This is a genomic window from Rhodobacteraceae bacterium D3-12, assembly GCA_025916135.1.
Taxonomy (GTDB): Bacteria; Pseudomonadota; Alphaproteobacteria; order Rhodobacterales; family Rhodobacteraceae; genus JAKGBX01.
In genome coordinates this window covers 3,771,299-3,786,519 of the sequence record CP104793.1, presented here as the reverse complement: position 1 = coordinate 3,786,519, position 15,221 = coordinate 3,771,299, and the positions used below count along the sequence as shown (strand labels likewise).

General features: G+C 59.6%; 11 protein-coding genes and 3 pseudogenes. 7 read left to right on the top strand and 7 right to left on the bottom strand.

The features are described 5' to 3' along the window. Positions 1-218: 218 nt before the first annotated feature. The 4 genes and pseudogenes from smpB (at position 219) to N4R57_18670 (ending at position 3,256) form a co-directional block, all read left to right on the top strand. The gene (gene smpB, locus N4R57_18685) at positions 219-695 is read left to right on the top strand and encodes an SsrA-binding protein SmpB (GenBank protein ID UYV36972.1); all 477 of its coding nucleotides are present in this window, start codon (positions 219-221) and stop codon (positions 693-695) included. 116 nt (positions 696-811) lie between these two features. Then, entirely contained in the window at positions 812-1,111 is a 300-nt protein-coding gene (locus N4R57_18680) for a hypothetical protein (GenBank protein UYV36971.1), read from the top strand. Positions 1,112-1,214: 103 nt separating this feature from the next. Next, a pseudogene (sseA, locus tag N4R57_18675) lies at positions 1,215-2,068 on the top strand (3-mercaptopyruvate sulfurtransferase). A 3-nt stretch (positions 2,069-2,071) separates the two neighbouring features. Then, complete coding sequence (locus N4R57_18670; GenBank protein ID UYV36970.1) at positions 2,072-3,256, top strand: aspartate/tyrosine/aromatic aminotransferase; 1,185 nt, start codon at positions 2,072-2,074, stop codon at positions 3,254-3,256. A 39-nt stretch (positions 3,257-3,295) separates the two neighbouring features. Here the strand turns inward: N4R57_18670 and dapA are convergent, their stop codons facing one another. Continuing rightward, positions 3,296-4,171: a 4-hydroxy-tetrahydrodipicolinate synthase gene (dapA, locus tag N4R57_18665; GenBank protein ID UYV36969.1), complete on the bottom strand. Its 876-nt coding sequence runs from the start codon at positions 4,169-4,171 to the stop codon at positions 3,296-3,298. 166 nt (positions 4,172-4,337) lie between these two features. On the opposite strand from dapA, the gene N4R57_18660 reads away from it, so the two are divergent. After that, entirely contained in the window at positions 4,338-6,302 is a 1,965-nt protein-coding gene (locus tag N4R57_18660; GenBank protein ID UYV36968.1) for a lytic transglycosylase domain-containing protein, read from the top strand. Here the strand turns inward: N4R57_18660 and N4R57_18655 are convergent. Together N4R57_18655 and mnmD are read right to left on the bottom strand one after the other, a co-directional pair. Further along, positions 6,267-7,133, bottom strand: coding sequence for a DMT family transporter (locus N4R57_18655; protein ID UYV36967.1), 867 nt, complete (start codon positions 7,131-7,133; stop codon positions 6,267-6,269). The two genes, N4R57_18660 and N4R57_18655, sit on opposite strands and share 36 nt — an antisense overlap. A gap of 1 nt (position 7,134) precedes the next feature. Further along, entirely contained in the window at positions 7,135-7,812 is a 678-nt protein-coding gene (gene mnmD, locus N4R57_18650; GenBank protein ID UYV36966.1) for a tRNA (5-methylaminomethyl-2-thiouridine)(34)-methyltransferase MnmD, read from the bottom strand. Positions 7,813-7,894: 82 nt separating this feature from the next. Between mnmD and N4R57_18645 the strand changes: the two are divergent. Beyond that, positions 7,895-8,934 (top strand): annotated as a pseudogene (locus N4R57_18645) (FAD-binding oxidoreductase). A gap of 6 nt (positions 8,935-8,940) precedes the next feature. Here N4R57_18645 and N4R57_18640 read toward each other — a convergent pair. Next, positions 8,941-9,748 (bottom strand): annotated as a pseudogene (locus N4R57_18640) (acyl dehydratase). A 35-nt stretch (positions 9,749-9,783) separates the two neighbouring features. Between N4R57_18640 and N4R57_18635 the strand changes: the two are divergent. Continuing rightward, the gene (locus N4R57_18635) at positions 9,784-10,191 is read left to right on the top strand and encodes a VOC family protein (GenBank protein UYV36965.1); all 408 of its coding nucleotides are present in this window, start codon (positions 9,784-9,786) and stop codon (positions 10,189-10,191) included. Here N4R57_18635 and N4R57_18630 read toward each other — a convergent pair. The 3 genes from N4R57_18630 to N4R57_18620 form a co-directional block, all read right to left on the bottom strand. Then, entirely contained in the window at positions 10,188-12,068 is a 1,881-nt protein-coding gene (locus N4R57_18630) for a polysaccharide biosynthesis protein (GenBank protein ID UYV36964.1), read from the bottom strand. The genes N4R57_18635 and N4R57_18630 overlap by 4 nt on opposite strands. Before the next feature lie 335 nt (positions 12,069-12,403). Continuing rightward, positions 12,404-13,186, bottom strand: coding sequence for a carnitinyl-CoA dehydratase (locus N4R57_18625; protein ID UYV36963.1), 783 nt, complete (start codon positions 13,184-13,186; stop codon positions 12,404-12,406). Continuing rightward, positions 13,186-15,213 (bottom strand): acetate--CoA ligase family protein, encoded by a 2,028-nt coding sequence (locus N4R57_18620; GenBank protein ID UYV36962.1) that lies wholly within the window; start codon positions 15,211-15,213, stop codon positions 13,186-13,188. The genes N4R57_18625 and N4R57_18620 overlap by 1 nt, the downstream gene beginning before the upstream one ends. Positions 15,214-15,221: the final 8 nt, after the last annotated feature.

Genomic DNA, 15,221 nt, shown 5'->3' with positions numbered 1-15,221 from the left:
TTTTTCCCGAAACTCCTTTGTATTGTTCGTAAAAGCCACCAAATACAACCCAAGCACCGCACGCTGCGTTAACTTAATCAAAGGTTAATCCATACCCGCGCGAATGTCATACGCATGTCAGCCGGAGGTCAGCCGGAAGTCACCCTGATGATTTTCGCCGTATCGGCATGTTCACAATACTTGCTGATTTCTTACCAGAGGAGTAATCAACCCCGATTATGGCAAAGAAACCTGACAATCCCAACTACAAGGTCGTGGCCGAGAACCGCCGCGCGCGCTTTGATTACGCAATCGAGGAAGACCTCGAATGCGGCATCATGCTCGAAGGCTCCGAGGTCAAATCCATGCGCCTTGGCAATGCCAATATCGCCGAAAGCTATGCCCATGTGGACGAAGGCGAACTGTGGCTGGTCAACAGCTATATCGCCCCCTACGAACAGGCCAAGACCTTCGGCCACGAAGAACGGCGCAAGCGCAAGTTGCTGGTTTCAAAGAAAGAACTTAGCCGCTTGTGGCAGGCCACGGCGCGCAAGGGGATGACCCTTGTGCCGATGGTGCTCTATTTCAATCACCGCGGTAAGGCCAAGATCAAGATCGGTATCGCCAAGGGCAAGAAGCTGCACGACAAGCGCGCCACCGATGCCAAGCGTGACTGGGGCCGCCAGAAACAGCGCCTCCTGCGCCACGGGGAATAGCGCCGCAAATCTCCCATGAAGGGCGGCATCACCGATCTGTTAACCTTGCTCCGCGACTGGGGCGTATGGGTCAGCCCTTGGTAACACTTTTGGTTTAGACCCGTTGGAGAAACGCAATGGAATTTTTGATTAGCCTGATTTCGGGCGCAATCGGCGGTAACGCCGCTGGTGGTTTGCTCAAGAACCTTAACCAAAGTGTGCTCGTGAACTCGATCGCGGGCATTGTTGGTGGCGGTATTGGTGGCCAAATCCTGTCGATGCTGGGCGCCGGTGGGGCCGAAGCCGCAGCAGGCGCGACCGAAATGGCCGGTGGCATGGATATCGGCGCGATCGTCGGGCAGGTGGCCTCGGGCGGTGTTGGCGGTGGCGTGGTTTTGGCCATTGTCGGCGTGGTCAAGAACATGATGGCGAAGTAAATCTGCCTTTCTTACCAATGCCGGGGCGCGACAAACCGCGCTCCGGCCTTGCGAAATTGGCGCCTCCGCGCTAGGGAGAACAGAGTTTTTCCAGGGGGCGCACATGGCTGCTGATGATCCGAAAACCCTTGTTTCCACCGATTGGTTGGCGGCACATCTGAAAGACCCCGACCTTAGGGTTCTGGACGCGACATATTATTTGCCCGGCGACCCGCGCGATGCGCGCGCCGAATACGACGCAGCCCATATTCCCGGCGCGCGATTCTTCGACATTGACGAGATCTCGGATGCCCGGTCTGAGCTGCCGCATATGGCGCCGCCGGTCGAAAAATTCATGTCCCGCATGCGGGCGATGGGCGTGGGCGATGGCCATCAGGTCGTCGTCTATGACACCCACGGCTTGATGAGCGCGGCGCGTGTCTGGTGGCTTTTCCGCCTGATGGGGCAGGATAATATCGCCGTTCTGGACGGTGGATTTCCCAAGTGGCTGGCCGAAAATCGCACAACCGAAGACCTGCCACCAGTGATCCGCGACCGCCATATGACCGTGCGCCGTCAGAACCATTTGGTCAAAGACGTCACACAGGTATCCTCAGCCTCGAAACTGGGAAATTACCAGATCGTCGATGCCCGCTCTGCCGGGCGTTTTGCTGGCACCGAAGATGAAATCTGGCCCGGTCTGCGCCAAGGCCGTATTCCCGGCTCAAAGAATGTGCCTTTCGTCAATTTGTTGAACGAAGACAAGACGATGAAAGACCCGGCCGAGCTGCGCTCGATATTCGAAGCGGCGGGAATGGACCTTTCCAAACCGGCGATCGCCTCTTGCGGTTCAGGCGTGACCGCCTGTGTTCTGGCGCTGGCGATGGAGCGTTTTGGCAAAAGCGACTGGGCGGTCTATGACGGCTCTTGGTCTGAATGGGGGCTTTTCCAACCCTGCCCGTCGCCACCGGAGATTAAGCGATGTTTGACAAGCTGACCGCGCAACCCGTCGACAAGATTATGCAGCTGATGCATATGTTTCGCGACGATCCGCGCGACGGCAAAATCGACCTTGGCGTCGGCGTCTATAAAAACGCCGATGGCGTCACCCCGGTGATGCATGCGGTCAAGGCCGCCGAGAAACAGCTTTGGGACACGCAAGAGAGCAAATCCTATGTCGGCCTGCTTGGCGATCCGGCCTATCACGACGCGATGATCGACCTTGTGCTGGCCGACGCCGTGGCGCGTGATCAGGTCGCCGCCGCCGCCACACCGGGGGGCACCGGCGCCTGTCGTCAGGCGTTCGAACTGATCAAAATGGCCAACCCCGATGCGCGGGTGTTCGTCAGCGACCCAACATGGCCCAACCACCTCAGTATCCTTGATTATCTTGAGATCGAAACAGTCGCCTATCGCTATTTCGATAGCGAAACGCGGGCGATTGATTTCGCGGGGATGATCGAAGACCTGCAAGGGCTTCGGGCGGGCGACGTGGTGCTGTTGCATGGCTGTTGTCATAATCCGACCGGCGCGAACCTAAACCTGACCGAATGGCAGGAGGTGATCGAGGTGCTGAACGCCAAGGGCGCTTTGCCGATGATCGACCTTGCTTATCAGGGCTTTGGGGATGGTCTTGATGAGGACGCGGCGGCGACCCGGCTGGTGGCCTCTTCTTGCCCCGAGGTGTTGATCGCGGCGAGCTGTTCCAAGAACTTCGGTGTCTATCGAGAGCGCACGGGCCTGTTGATGGCAGTGTGCGCAGACCGCTCAAAGGTGGCCGTGGCGCAGGAAAACCTGAGCTTTCTCAACCGCCAGAACTATTCCTTTCCACCTGATCACGGCGCGCGGGTGGTGACCATGATCCTGACCGACCCGGCCTTGCGCACGATGTGGGAGGCGGAGTTGGAAGCAACCCGCCTTGGCATGTTGCGCCTGCGCGAACAGTTGGCGGGAGAGCTTCAAAAGCTCTCTGGCTCTGACCGTTTCTGCTTCCTTGCGCAGCACCGCGGTATGTTTTCGCGGCTTGGCACCACGCCCGAACTGGTCGAGCGGCTGCGCGTTGAGCATGGGATTTACATGATCGGCGACAGTCGCATGAACATCGCCGGGCTGAACGAGAAAACGATTCCCGTTCTGGCCAAGGCGATTATCGAAATCGGTATTTAGATTGGCGAAGGTGCGTGCAATCACGCACCCTGCCTATACCTAGTTCAGCAAACCTGCGTGGCGCATGGCCGCGTCGATCTTGTTGCGCGTGTCGTCCGAAACACAGGTGAGCGGCAAGCGCACATCTTCGGCGCAAAGCCCCAGTTTGGACATCCCGTATTTCGCCCCGGCCAATCCCGGCTCGGCGAAAATTGCGAGATGCAGGGGCATCAGCCGGTCGAGATACTCCAGAGCCTTGGTGTAATCGCCGGCCAGCGTGGCCTCCTGAAACTCGGCACAGAGCCGGGGTGCGACGTTGGCCGTGACAGAAATACACCCAATCCCACCATGCGCGTTAAAGCCAAGTGCTGTGGCGTCCTCGCCCGACAGCTGGATGAAATCCGGGCCACAGGTGATCCGCTGTTGCGGCACGCGAGACAGATCGCCTGTCGCGTCCTTGACGCCCGCAATACGGGGCAGTTTTGCCAGTTCACCCATGGTTTCCGGCGTCATATCCACGATCGAACGACCGGGGATATTGTAAATGATGATCGGCAGGTTGCAGCAATCATGCACGGCCGTGAAATGCGCAATCAACCCGCGTTGCGTGGGCTTGTTGTAATAGGGCGTCACCACGAGGATGGCATCGGCTCCCGACGTCTCGGCCGCTTGGGCAAGGCGGATAGATTCCAGCGTGTTGTTGCTGCCTGCGCCAGCGATAACCGGCACACGGCCTGCGGCGGCTTTGATCACGGTGTTGACCACAGCGTCATGCTCGGTGTGGCTCAGCGTTGGGCTTTCACCGGTGGTGCCGACGGGTACGAACCCGGTGCTGCCTTCGCCAATGTGCCACTCGACCAGCTTCTCCAGCGTCTCCAGATCAAGTTCGCCGTTCTTGAACGGCGTGACCAGGGCAGGAATGGACCCTTTGAACATGGCAACGCTCCTCTTGTTGTCGTGGGCACTGGGGTGGCCCTTGGATAGGTTTCAGCGCCGGACCCTAGCGGGCAAATCGCATCCTGCCAAGTTTGTGAATTGAAGGCAGGTGCATGGGCGCTATGCTGGGGGTGTCTATCCGGCGTTGCCGAGGGAAATGCAAGAGATGTTGCGAATCGCAGCCTTGATTTTATGCGTGTTGAGCGGCCCACTGGCCGCGCAATCCCTGCGCGAGCAGGCGCCGCGCCCATTGGCGAGCGCAATCCATGCGATGAACCGCGGCGATTGGGAACGAGCGGCGTTGCTGGCACGGCGCGACGGACCCGCGGCAGAGACATTGATTGAATGGTATCGGCTTCGGGCCGGGCGCGGGTCGGGCGATGAAATCGTCGCGTTCCTTGATGCCTACGGGCATTGGCCGGGGCTCAAGCTGTTGCGCAAACGCAGCGAAAAGCCGTTGAGCAGCTTGCCAAGGGACAAGATGATCGCTCTCTTCCGCGAGACGCCGCCACAGACCGGCCAAGGCGCGCTACTCTTTGCCGAGGCGCTTTTGCAGGCGGGGGAACAGGGCGAAGCCGAGGCCGAGATCGTCTTGGCGTGGCGCAGCTTTGATCTGACGGCGCAGGATCATGCGTTTTTCATTGAACGGCACGGCAAGCTGTTAAAGCCGCATCACGAGGCCCGTTTGGACATGGCGCTCTGGCGCGGGCTGTCGAGCGATGTGCAGTTGATGCTGCCGCTGGTGAGCGAGGGCCATCAGGCTCTTGCCAAGGCGCGCTTGGGTCTGAGCAACGGGGCCAAGAATGTGGACGCGCTCGTCGATGCGGTGCCGGACGCGCTCAAAGATGATCCGGGCCTCGCCTATGAGCGGTTTCTGTGGCGGTTGGGCAAGGGACGCACCGGCGAAGCGATCCAGTTGCTCTATGAACGCTCCGAGGCCGGTACGCTGGGTGAACCGGCGCGCTGGGCCGGGTGGCGGCGCAATCTTGCCCGGCGAATGATGCGCGAAGGCAATGCCAAGCTGGCCTATAGGATCGCCACCAATCACGGGCTGGTCGAAGGCTCGTCCTTTTCTGATCTGGAATGGTTGTCGGGCTATCTTGCTCTGCGCAAGCTGAATGATCCGGCGCTGGCGCTGGCGCATTTCGAGCTGTTTCGCGAGGCGGTCTGGACACCGATTTCACTGGGTCGTGCGGGATACTGGCTGGGCGAGGCGCAGGCGGCGCTTGGCCAGATGGACAAGGCCAAGGCGGCTTGGGCCGAAGGGGCCAAACAGCAGACCAGCTTTTATGGTTTGTTGGCTGCCGAGCGGGCCGGGATTGCGCCGGATGTTGCCTTGAAAGGGGCCGAGTATTTTCCGGCGTGGCAGGAGGCCGACTTTGCCAAGAGCGATCTGGCGCAGGTGATTGCGCTGGCCGTGGCGATGAACCGGCTGACGCTGGCCGAGCAATTCATGCTGCACATGGCCGAGGGGCTGGATCGCAAGGGCTTGGGCCAACTGGGCAACATGGTCGAAGACCTTGGAGCACCGCATCTGGGCGTGATGCTGGGCAAGTTCGCGGCGAGCAAAAGCATCGTTTTGCCGGGGCCCTATTATGCGCTGCATCCGTTGCACAAGATGGATCTGCCGGTCAGCAAGGAGATGGCGCTGGCCATTGCCCGGCGCGAGAGCGAGTTCGACCCGGTGGTGGTGTCAGGCGCCGGGGCGCAGGGGCTGATGCAGTTGATGCCAGCAACGGCGCGGCAGGTGGCGCGCGAGTTGAAAGTGGATCACGATCCGGCGGCGGTTCTGAACGACTGGCGTTATAATGCCAAGTTGGGCAGCGCATATCTCGCGACTCTTGCGGCGCAGTTTGATGGCAATGTCATCATGGTTGCCGCCGGTTACAACGCCGGGCCGGGCCGCCCGGTGCGTTGGATGAAACGCTATGGCAACCCGCTGGCTGGCGACATCGATATGATCGACTGGATCGAACATATCCCGTTCAATGAAACCCGGAACTATGTGATGCGCGTGGCCGAGTCGATGCCGGTCTACCGGGCGCGTTTGGGCAAGCCGCCATTGCCGCAACCGTTCAGCAAAGAGCTTCTCGGTTCAAGCGTTCTGCCGCTCGCGCCAGAGGGTGAATAGCCCGGCCGCGACGATGATCCCCGCGCCGATCAACACGTTGAGCGGGATGTCTTCGGAAAAGACGGTGACGCCGATGGCCGCGCCGAACACCAGTTGCAAATAGGCAAAAGGCTGAACTGCGCTGGCTTCGGCCACTTCGTAAACCCGGATCAAGAGCCAGTGGCCGAACGCCCCGGTGACACAAAGTACGCTCATCCAGCCCCAATCGGAGGTGGTCATCGGCTCCCATGACCAAAGGCCCAAAGGCGTGAGCACAACCGCCCCCACAACGCCGGTCCAAAAGAACGAGGTCGCCGCAGAATCGCGCCGCGCCACATAGCGGGTCAGCAGACCGTAAAGCGCAAACATCAACGCCGAGGCGAGCGGCACAAGAGCATAGGGGGAAAACACCCCGAAACCCGGCTGCAAAATGATCAGCACGCCGATAAATCCGACCCCGATCGCCGCCCACCGCCGCCAGCCCACATGCTCGCCCAAAATCGGACCGGAAAGGGCCGCGACAAGCAAAGGATAGCAAATGAACACCGCGTGGCTTTCCACCAATCCGAGCAGGGTGAAGGCCAGCACCATCACGCAAATTTCAAGCGCCAGAAGCGCGCCACGAAAAATCTGGACGACGGGCTGAGCCGTGGCAGCGGCAGCCATAACGCCACCCGCCTTGCGACCGGCCACGGCCACAACAAACGCCGCAAAGAACCAATAGCGGATCATCACCACCATCATCACGTTGTATTCCCCGGCCAGATGCCGCGAGATACCGTCCTGCATGGCGAAAACGAATGTGGTGGCAACCATCAGGAGGATGCCGAGGCGGGTGTTTTGCTGGCTCATCTCAAGGGCTGCCTTCGAATGTCGCGATTGTCATGTGTCGTTTGCGGCCGAACCCGGCGCGTCTTTGAACATCAAAGCCCGCATCGGTCAGCCCCCGACGCACGAAGCCGGCGGCGGTATAGGTGGCGGCGGTGCCGCTCGGTGCCGTATGCTCGGCAACCATCGCCATTAGGGCTGGTTCCCAAAGCTCGGGGTTTTTGGCCGGAGAGAACCCGTCAAGGAACCATGCATCGGCTTTGCCGGGCCAGTTCGGCAGCGTTTCACGGGCGTCGCCAGTGATGAGGTTGAAGCAGAGGTCGGGGAGGTCGAATGCCGTTGATCCGGCTTGCCAATACGGCGCGAGCTCTGCGCTGATCTCGGAAAGCATGGGAAACGCTGCTTGGGCCGCGATCATGTCATCGCCAGCCATCGGAAAAGCCTCAAAACTGGTGAAATGCAGGCGGCCCGTCTGGCCGTTTTTGCGCCACAGGTGCAGCGCGGCCAGAAGATTAAGACCGGTGCCAAAGCCGAGTTCGCCGATGTGAAACCCGTCGCAGAATCGCGCGGGAAGGTCATTGCCATCGAGAAAGACATAGGTGGTTTCCGCAAGGCCGTTATCAAGGCTGAAATACGGATCATCAAAGCGGGTCGAGACCGGCACCAAACCGTCACGCCATTCGATGTCTGCCTGCTGGCTCATGTCCGTGTGATCCCGTAAGAGCGTTGATGTGGGCGGGCAAGTCTCTCCGCCAACCACGCGACAATGCAGAGGGGCGCGGGCTTTGGCAATGGTTGATGTAACGATCCGCGGGGCCGGAATTATCGGGCTTTCAATCGCTTGGGAGTGCTTGCGACGAGGCGCGAGTGTGCGGGTGGTTGACCCGTATGGCGTGGGCGCAGGCGCCTCGGGCGGTGTGGTCGGCGCATTGGCACCGCATGTGCCCGAAAACTGGAACGACAAGAAAGCGTTTCAGCTTGAAAGCTTGCTGTCAGCGGCGCGGTTCTGGGCCGATGTCGAGGGCGAGGGGGGCTTTCAGCGGGCTACGCTCGCATGGGGAGGGTGCAGCCATTGATGGATGAGCGCGCCTGTGATCTTGCCCGCGCAAGGGAGGTCACAGCGAAAAAGCTGTGGGGCAATCTTGCGCGCTGGCAGGTGGTGGATGGCGAGAAATTCGGCGATTGGGCACCGCTTAGCCCCACCGGGTGGTTTGTCCATGACACGTTAAGCGCGAGGATGCACCCACGCGCGGCTGCCGAAGCGTTGGCCGCCGCGATTGTTGCCAAAGGCGGTGAGATCGTCCGCGAAGCCGATGACGCCGGGCGTGTGATCTGGGCCGCAGGCGTTTGGGATTTGACCCGGATCAGCGACGCACTTGGCCGGATGGTCGGTAATGGCGTCAAGGGGCAGGGCGCGGTGCTTGACTATGACGCGCGCGCCTTGCCGCAGGTCTTTGCCAATGGCGTGCACATAGTGCCGCACGACGACGGGACGGTGGCTGTCGGGTCGACATCCGAGCGCGACTATGATGCGCCGGACACCACCGATGAGCAACTTGATGAGGTGTTGCATAAGGCGTTTGCCGCGATGCCCATTTTAAGAAATGCCAAGGTCAAAGAGCGCTGGGCCGGGGTGCGCCCGCGTGCCAAGAGCCGTGCGCCAATCTTGGGCGCACACCCCTTGTTCGACGGCCAATTCATCGCCAATGGCGGTTTCAAGATCGGATTTGGCATGGCCCCCGGTATCGCACGGGTCATGGCCGATCTGGTGTTGGAGGGGCGCGACGAAATCCCCGAAGGGTTCCGCCCCGACGCGTCGCTCTGACGTTGTCTAAATGTCGGCTTCGGCCTGCATACATTGTCGCCCGTCCGGGCCCCGCACCCAAAGCGATTTGCCCTTGCGGCAAAGCGTGCCAGTCTCGAAATGAAACAAGGGTGAGGTCGCGCGGAAGGAAAAGCCTTTGAGCGGTCCCAACTCTTCCTCGGACAGTAGCATTAGGCTCTGGGCCAGCAGCGGGCCATGCACAATCAACCCGCCATACCCTTCGACATTGCGGGTGTAATCGAGGTCATAATGAATGCGGTGGCCATTGAACGTCAGCGCGGAATAGCGAAACAGGGTGGTGCTGTCGAAGCTGACTTCGCGGCGGGTTTCCTCGTCCGTGGGGGCGGTTGGCGGCACGGGAGTTGCTTGGTCAGGGGCCGGGTGCCTCGCGATAGACAAGATCGCGCCATTCGGTGCGGCACAGGCGGCCATCTTGATGAAATTCGTGGCGCAGAGTGACGAAAGCCAATGGCCCGCTTTGGCCCTGTTTGTGCGTTGCCGCCTCGACAAAGCTGCGTTTTTCGGCCGGGCGACCGGCCAAAAGCGGGGCTTGAAACGCAAGCCGCCCGCCCGCCCACATGCGTCGGGGCAAGCCCATATCGGGGATCAACCCAAGGCCGGTGCGTGGATGGCCGTCGCGGCCAAGCTCGCTTGAGGGGCGGGTTTCCCAGAAATAAAGCTGTTCAAAAAATGGCGGCAACGGGGAGCCATTGGTGATGCTGGCCTCAGCCCCCAAAGTGACTTGCAATGCGCTGGCGCGGGCCGGGTCGAGGCTGTCATTTTGACTATGGGATTGGGGGCTGTCATTCTGCATGGCGTGGACCTTAGAAAGAAGAGAGCGTTGGCGCAATGAGGCAAGCTAAGTTGCAGGTTGAAAGCCTCGATCATCTTGTTCTCACGGTCGCAGACCTGAAAGCGAGCTTGAAGTTTTATACCGATGTTTTGGGGATGCGCTCCGAGCGGTTTTACCCGGCAGATGGCAGCGAGCGCTGGGCGCTCAGCTTTGCGGCACAGAAAATCAATCTTCACCAAGCCGGAGCCGAGTTTGAACCCAAGGCCGCTTTGGCCACGGCGGGGTCGGCTGATCTGTGCTTTCTGAGCGCAGGGCCATTGGAAGAGTGGATGGCGCATTTCGCGGCAGCCAATGTCGAGGTGGAGCTTGGCCCGGTCAATCGCAGCGGCGCACAAGGGCCGATACGATCACTGTATCTCCGCGACCCGGATGGCAATTTGATCGAGATTTCGAACAGGGTCTAGCTGATCTGCAATTCGTCGTCTTGCGGTGTCACCTCGTACCGCTCGACCCAGCGGGCAATGACCGCGCGAATGGCGTTCGAATCGCGGGCGCTGATCGCCAATCGCAGGTCTTTCAGCGCATTGGCGACCTCAAGCTCAGAGAGGAAGTTCTCTTGGGCACGCATGATTTTCTGATGTGGCGTTGTCAGCATGTCAGGCGAAATCAGCAACTCTTCGTGCAGTTTTTCACCCGGCCGCAGACCGATTTCGACGATCTCTATATCGCCATCGGGTTTCTCTTCGTCCATGACGGTCAGGCCTGCGCCTTCGATCATTTGGCGGGCGAGCTTATGGATCGGCACCGGATCACCCATGTCGAGCACGAACAGATCGCCACCACGGGCAAAAGAGCCAGCCAGCAACACAAGGCGCGCAGCTTCGGAAATGGTCATGAAATAGCGGGTGACCTCGCCATGGGTGAGTGTCACGGGACCGCCACGCGCGATTTGTTCTTCAAACAGCGGAATGACCGAGCCGGAAGAGCCGAGAACGTTTCCGAAGCGCACCATGGAAAACAGGGTCTTGTCCGAGCGGGTCGAGAAATCCTGCACAATAAGTTCGGCAAGGCGCTTGGACGCGCCCATAACATTGGTCGGACGCACGGCCTTGTCTGAGGACACCAGAATAAACCGGTCAACATCGGCCGCGCGGGCCGCATCGGCGACAGTTTTGGTGCCGAAAACATTGTTCTCGATCCCGGCGATAACATTCGTTTCGACCAGCGACAGATGCTTGTAGGCAGCAGCGTGCAAAACAACATCAATGTCATGGTCCGCCAAGACCTGATCCACCAGCTCGCGATTGCAGACCGAGCCCAGCACCGGTTCGATATGGGTGTTCGCCGCCAGCTCGGAGAGCTCCTTGGCAATATTGTAGAGCGCCAATTCGGAATGATCGAGCAGCACGATGCGCTCGGGGTGACAGGAAATCAGCTGCCGGCACAATTCCGACCCGATCGAGCCACCGGCCCCGGTAATCAGCAGACGGCGGCCTGAATAGGTATCAGAGACCGAAGGCAGTTCATTTTCAAGGCGTGAGCGGCCAAGCAGATCGCTGAGCGAGACTGGCGCGACGCGGGTGCCTAGCTCTCCTTCGCTGACCAGTGTCGCGAAGGAGGGGAGCGAATGCACCTCGCAGCCCAATTGGCGCAGCTTGTGTGCAATACGCGCCTGAATTGTTTGCGAAGACGAAGGCATGGCAAGAACAACACGGTCAATGGCTTCGCGCTCGACAAGCTCTTTGACCTTGGTCGGGGAATACACCGGAAGGCCGGATACGACGAGCGATTGCAACGTCGGATTGTCGTCAATGAAGGCAACCAGTTGAACCGCGTCATCGGTGCGCAGCGCCGCTGCAAGCTGTTGGCCGGTCTGACCCGCCCCATAGACAAGCACGCGCATCCGGTCAGAGCCGCTGCGATAGATGTATAGCAAAAACTGCCGCATCGACATGCGCCCCGCAACGCCCATGATCAGGATCGTCATCGTGAAAATCAGGAACGTCTCGATTGTCGCGGGTTTGCCAAAAGCAACGTTAAGCAGCAATCCAGACAGACCAAGGATAACGGCGAACACGCTGGTGCGTAAAATACCCTGAAACTCATAGGCATTAAGCTTGATCCGGGTGAGGCCGAGCATGTGAGAGGCAATTGCCGCGATCACCACAATTATCGCACAGAGCGGTGCCAATGCGATTGCCAACGACCAGGACAAAGTAACAGACGCGTTCAGCATGACCGCAAGGAACAACGCCAAAGGAACCATGAGCGCGTCGATCGCTTGAAAAATGTAGCGCTTTTGCGTTCTGGTCAGGGTCGTGACCATCTCATAAAAAAACATACCGCCTCCGCGCAATCCCAATTAACCGACACTCTAAATGTTTACGAGTTCACGACCAATGTTGGTCGCAACCACTAACCATGGATTGTAAAAATTTCTTGTTACCAAAACGTTGACCGAGCTTACGACTTTGCATGGGTTTTAAGCAAGCTTTACGATGCTGCAACCGCAAAACGGCAGAAAACTACTAGATGTTGGCATGGAGCCGGGGCAGACGACAAAAACACTGCGTTGATCGGCGGTATCTTGCGCGTCGGCATACTGCGACCCGCCTAACTTTAATCACCTGAGAGAATCACGGGGCGCATCAAATGTCGGGTGTTGGGACAAACCGACTATTTCCCTTTCCAGACAGGATCGCGCTTCTCTGAAAATGCGCGCGCACCTTCTAGTTGATCTTCTGAAGCATAGAGCCGGTCTACCGTTGGCAATTGGCGCTTGGTTATGCGGTTCATCGTGTCTTGGAACGTCGCGTCTTCGGCGCTGCGCACGATCTCTTTGATTGCGGCATAGACGAGCGGAGGGCCAGAGGCGAGCAGGTGGGCCAAATCCCATGCCTGCTTCATCAGGTCAGCACCGGGATGAATGTGATTGACTAGCCCCCAGGATTCGGCTTCTTCGGCATCAAACCAACGTCCGGTCAAAAGCAGTTCCATTGCAATGTGATAAGGAATGCGTTTGGGAAGCTTGACCGATGCGGCATCAGCCACGGTGCCAGAGCGGATTTCGGGCAGGGCGAAGGTGGCGTGATCTGCGGCAAGTATTATGTCCGCCGAAAGAGCCCATTCAAGTCCGCCACCACAGCAAATGCCGTTCACCGCAGCAATCACAGGTTTGTTGAGATCGCGCAGCTCTTGAAGGCCACCGAACCCGCCAACACCGTAGTCACCGTCAACCGCATCGCCATCGGCGGCGCCTTTCAAATCCCAGCCGGGGCAAAAGAACTTTTCGCCCGCGCCGGTGATAATGGCCACGCGAAGATCGGGGTCATCGCGGAAATCAGCAAACACCTCGCCCATGATGCGGCTGGTGGCGAGGTCGATCGCGTTCGCCTTGGGACGGTCGAGCGTGACTTCGAGGATCGCGCCTTCGCGGCGGGTTTTGATAGGGTTGCTCATCAGGGGGCCTTTCGGATCAGCGCATCGGCGGCGATGGCGGTTTCTTTGGTGCAGATCAGCGGGTTGATTTCGACTTCTTCAACTGTCGCGGCATTGCTGATGACATAGGATTGTATCGCCATGACCGCGTCAAGAACGGCGTCGATGTTCACCGGGGGTTTGCCGCGAAAACCGGACAAAAGCGGCCATATGCGCAGCTTAGCTAGCGCCTCGTAAACGGCTTCGCGCGGTGAGGGCACCAACAGAGACGTGCTATCGGCCATGAGCTCGGTCAGGACGCCGCCGGCGGCAAGCGTGAGGGTGAAACCATGTGCCGGGTCGCGGGTGATGCCGACCAACAGTTCGGCGATGCCGTGTTCGACCATTTCTTCTATGAGGAAGCTGTTGCCCGGCACGGTCTCGGCCGCGTTTTCAATTGTGTCAGGTGTAAGATTAAGCACCACTGCGCCGGCTTCGGATTTATGGGCAAGTCCCATTCCTTTGAGGACAAGCGGCGACGACAGCTTTTCCGCCGCTTGTGCGACAGTCTCGCGGCTTGGGGCGAGGGTGTGGCGCGGGATGGGAAGGCCATGTGCGGCGAGCGCGGTCTTGGCATCGGCCTCGGAAAGGAGTGTTGCTTGGCGTTCGGGGCCGGGCAGAAGCACGGGCTCTTCACATATTACATATTGTTTGGAAGCGGCTTCGGCGGCCTGAAGCGTTTCTGTTAGGCCGTGCATCGGGATGACGCCGCCATTTAGCAGTTCCTGCGCGGTGTCTTCGGGCAGCAATTCGCCCAGTGTGGCCGCAACGGCCACCGGGGTTCCGGTTTGCGCGCGTACCCCAATCGCCGCATCGGTCACACAGCGCCAGTCGGAGGCATCGGTATGAGGGTAATCGACCACAAGCGCAGTCAGCGCGATCGAAGGGTCGGTGATTGCGGCAAAGGTCCGCGTCATGGCCTGTGTGTCGCGCCAGATATAGGTGTGATAGTCGAGCGGATTGGCGAGGGAGACCTTGGGGCCAAGCGCGGCACGCAGATCGCGGCGTTGCCGGTCGTTAAGCGGCGGAAAGCTAACGTCAAAGCCCGACGCGATATCTGCCATGAGGCTCGCTTCACCACCTGAGCAGCTAACTGAGGCGAGCCTGTTAGAGGGCAATTTGCCCGTGACATGCAGGAGTTTCAGAGTTTCGAGGAAGCTGGGCAAGTCAGGCAGGCGCGGTATGCCCAGCCGGTTCAGAAACGCCTGTGCTCCGGCGTCACCGCCCGCAAGGGACGCGGTATGAGAGACCGTGGCCGCGCGTGCCTGATCTGAACGGCCTACTTTGAGGGCGATAAGTGGGACGCCTCTGCTATGTGCCTTGTGCGCAAGAGCCTCCCAAGCGCGCAGATCGGAGAAACCTTCGATATGCAGGCCGATGGCCGTCACACGAGGGTCGTCAAGCAACCCAATGGCGATTTGGGCCTGCGTGGTTTGGGCCATGTTCCCGCAAGACACGGTATAAGCCAACGGCAGGGCGCGGCGCTGCATGGTGAGGTTTAGAGCGATGTTCGAGCTTTGGGTGAGGATGGCCACGCCCTGCTCGACCCGTTTACAGCCGTGTTGGTCAGGCCAGAGCAGAGCGCCATCAAGTGCATTGATGAAGCCATAGCAATTGGGGCCGAGAATGGGCATGTCGCCAGCGGCCCGAACGAGTTGCTCTTGCAGGCTCGCACCGCTTTCGTCTTCTGCCGAGGCTTCGGAAAAGCCGGAGGCAAAGCAGACGGCGCCGCCTGCGCCAAAACTGGCAAGCCGGGTCACGGCGTCGATTGTTGCGGTGCGATTGACGCCAATGAACACCGCATCGGGCGGGCCTGGTAAGTCTTGGATATCTGCGTAGGCAGACATGCCTGCGATCTTGTCGGCCTTGGGGTGAACCGGCCAAATCGGGCCCGAGAACCCCATTTTTTGCGATTGCAGAACAACCGCGTGGCACCATGCGCCACCGCCGATCACGGCGATAGAGCGCGGCCTAAGAAAGCGTGTCAGTCCACGAGAGGTCTCTGACATGGTGCGCG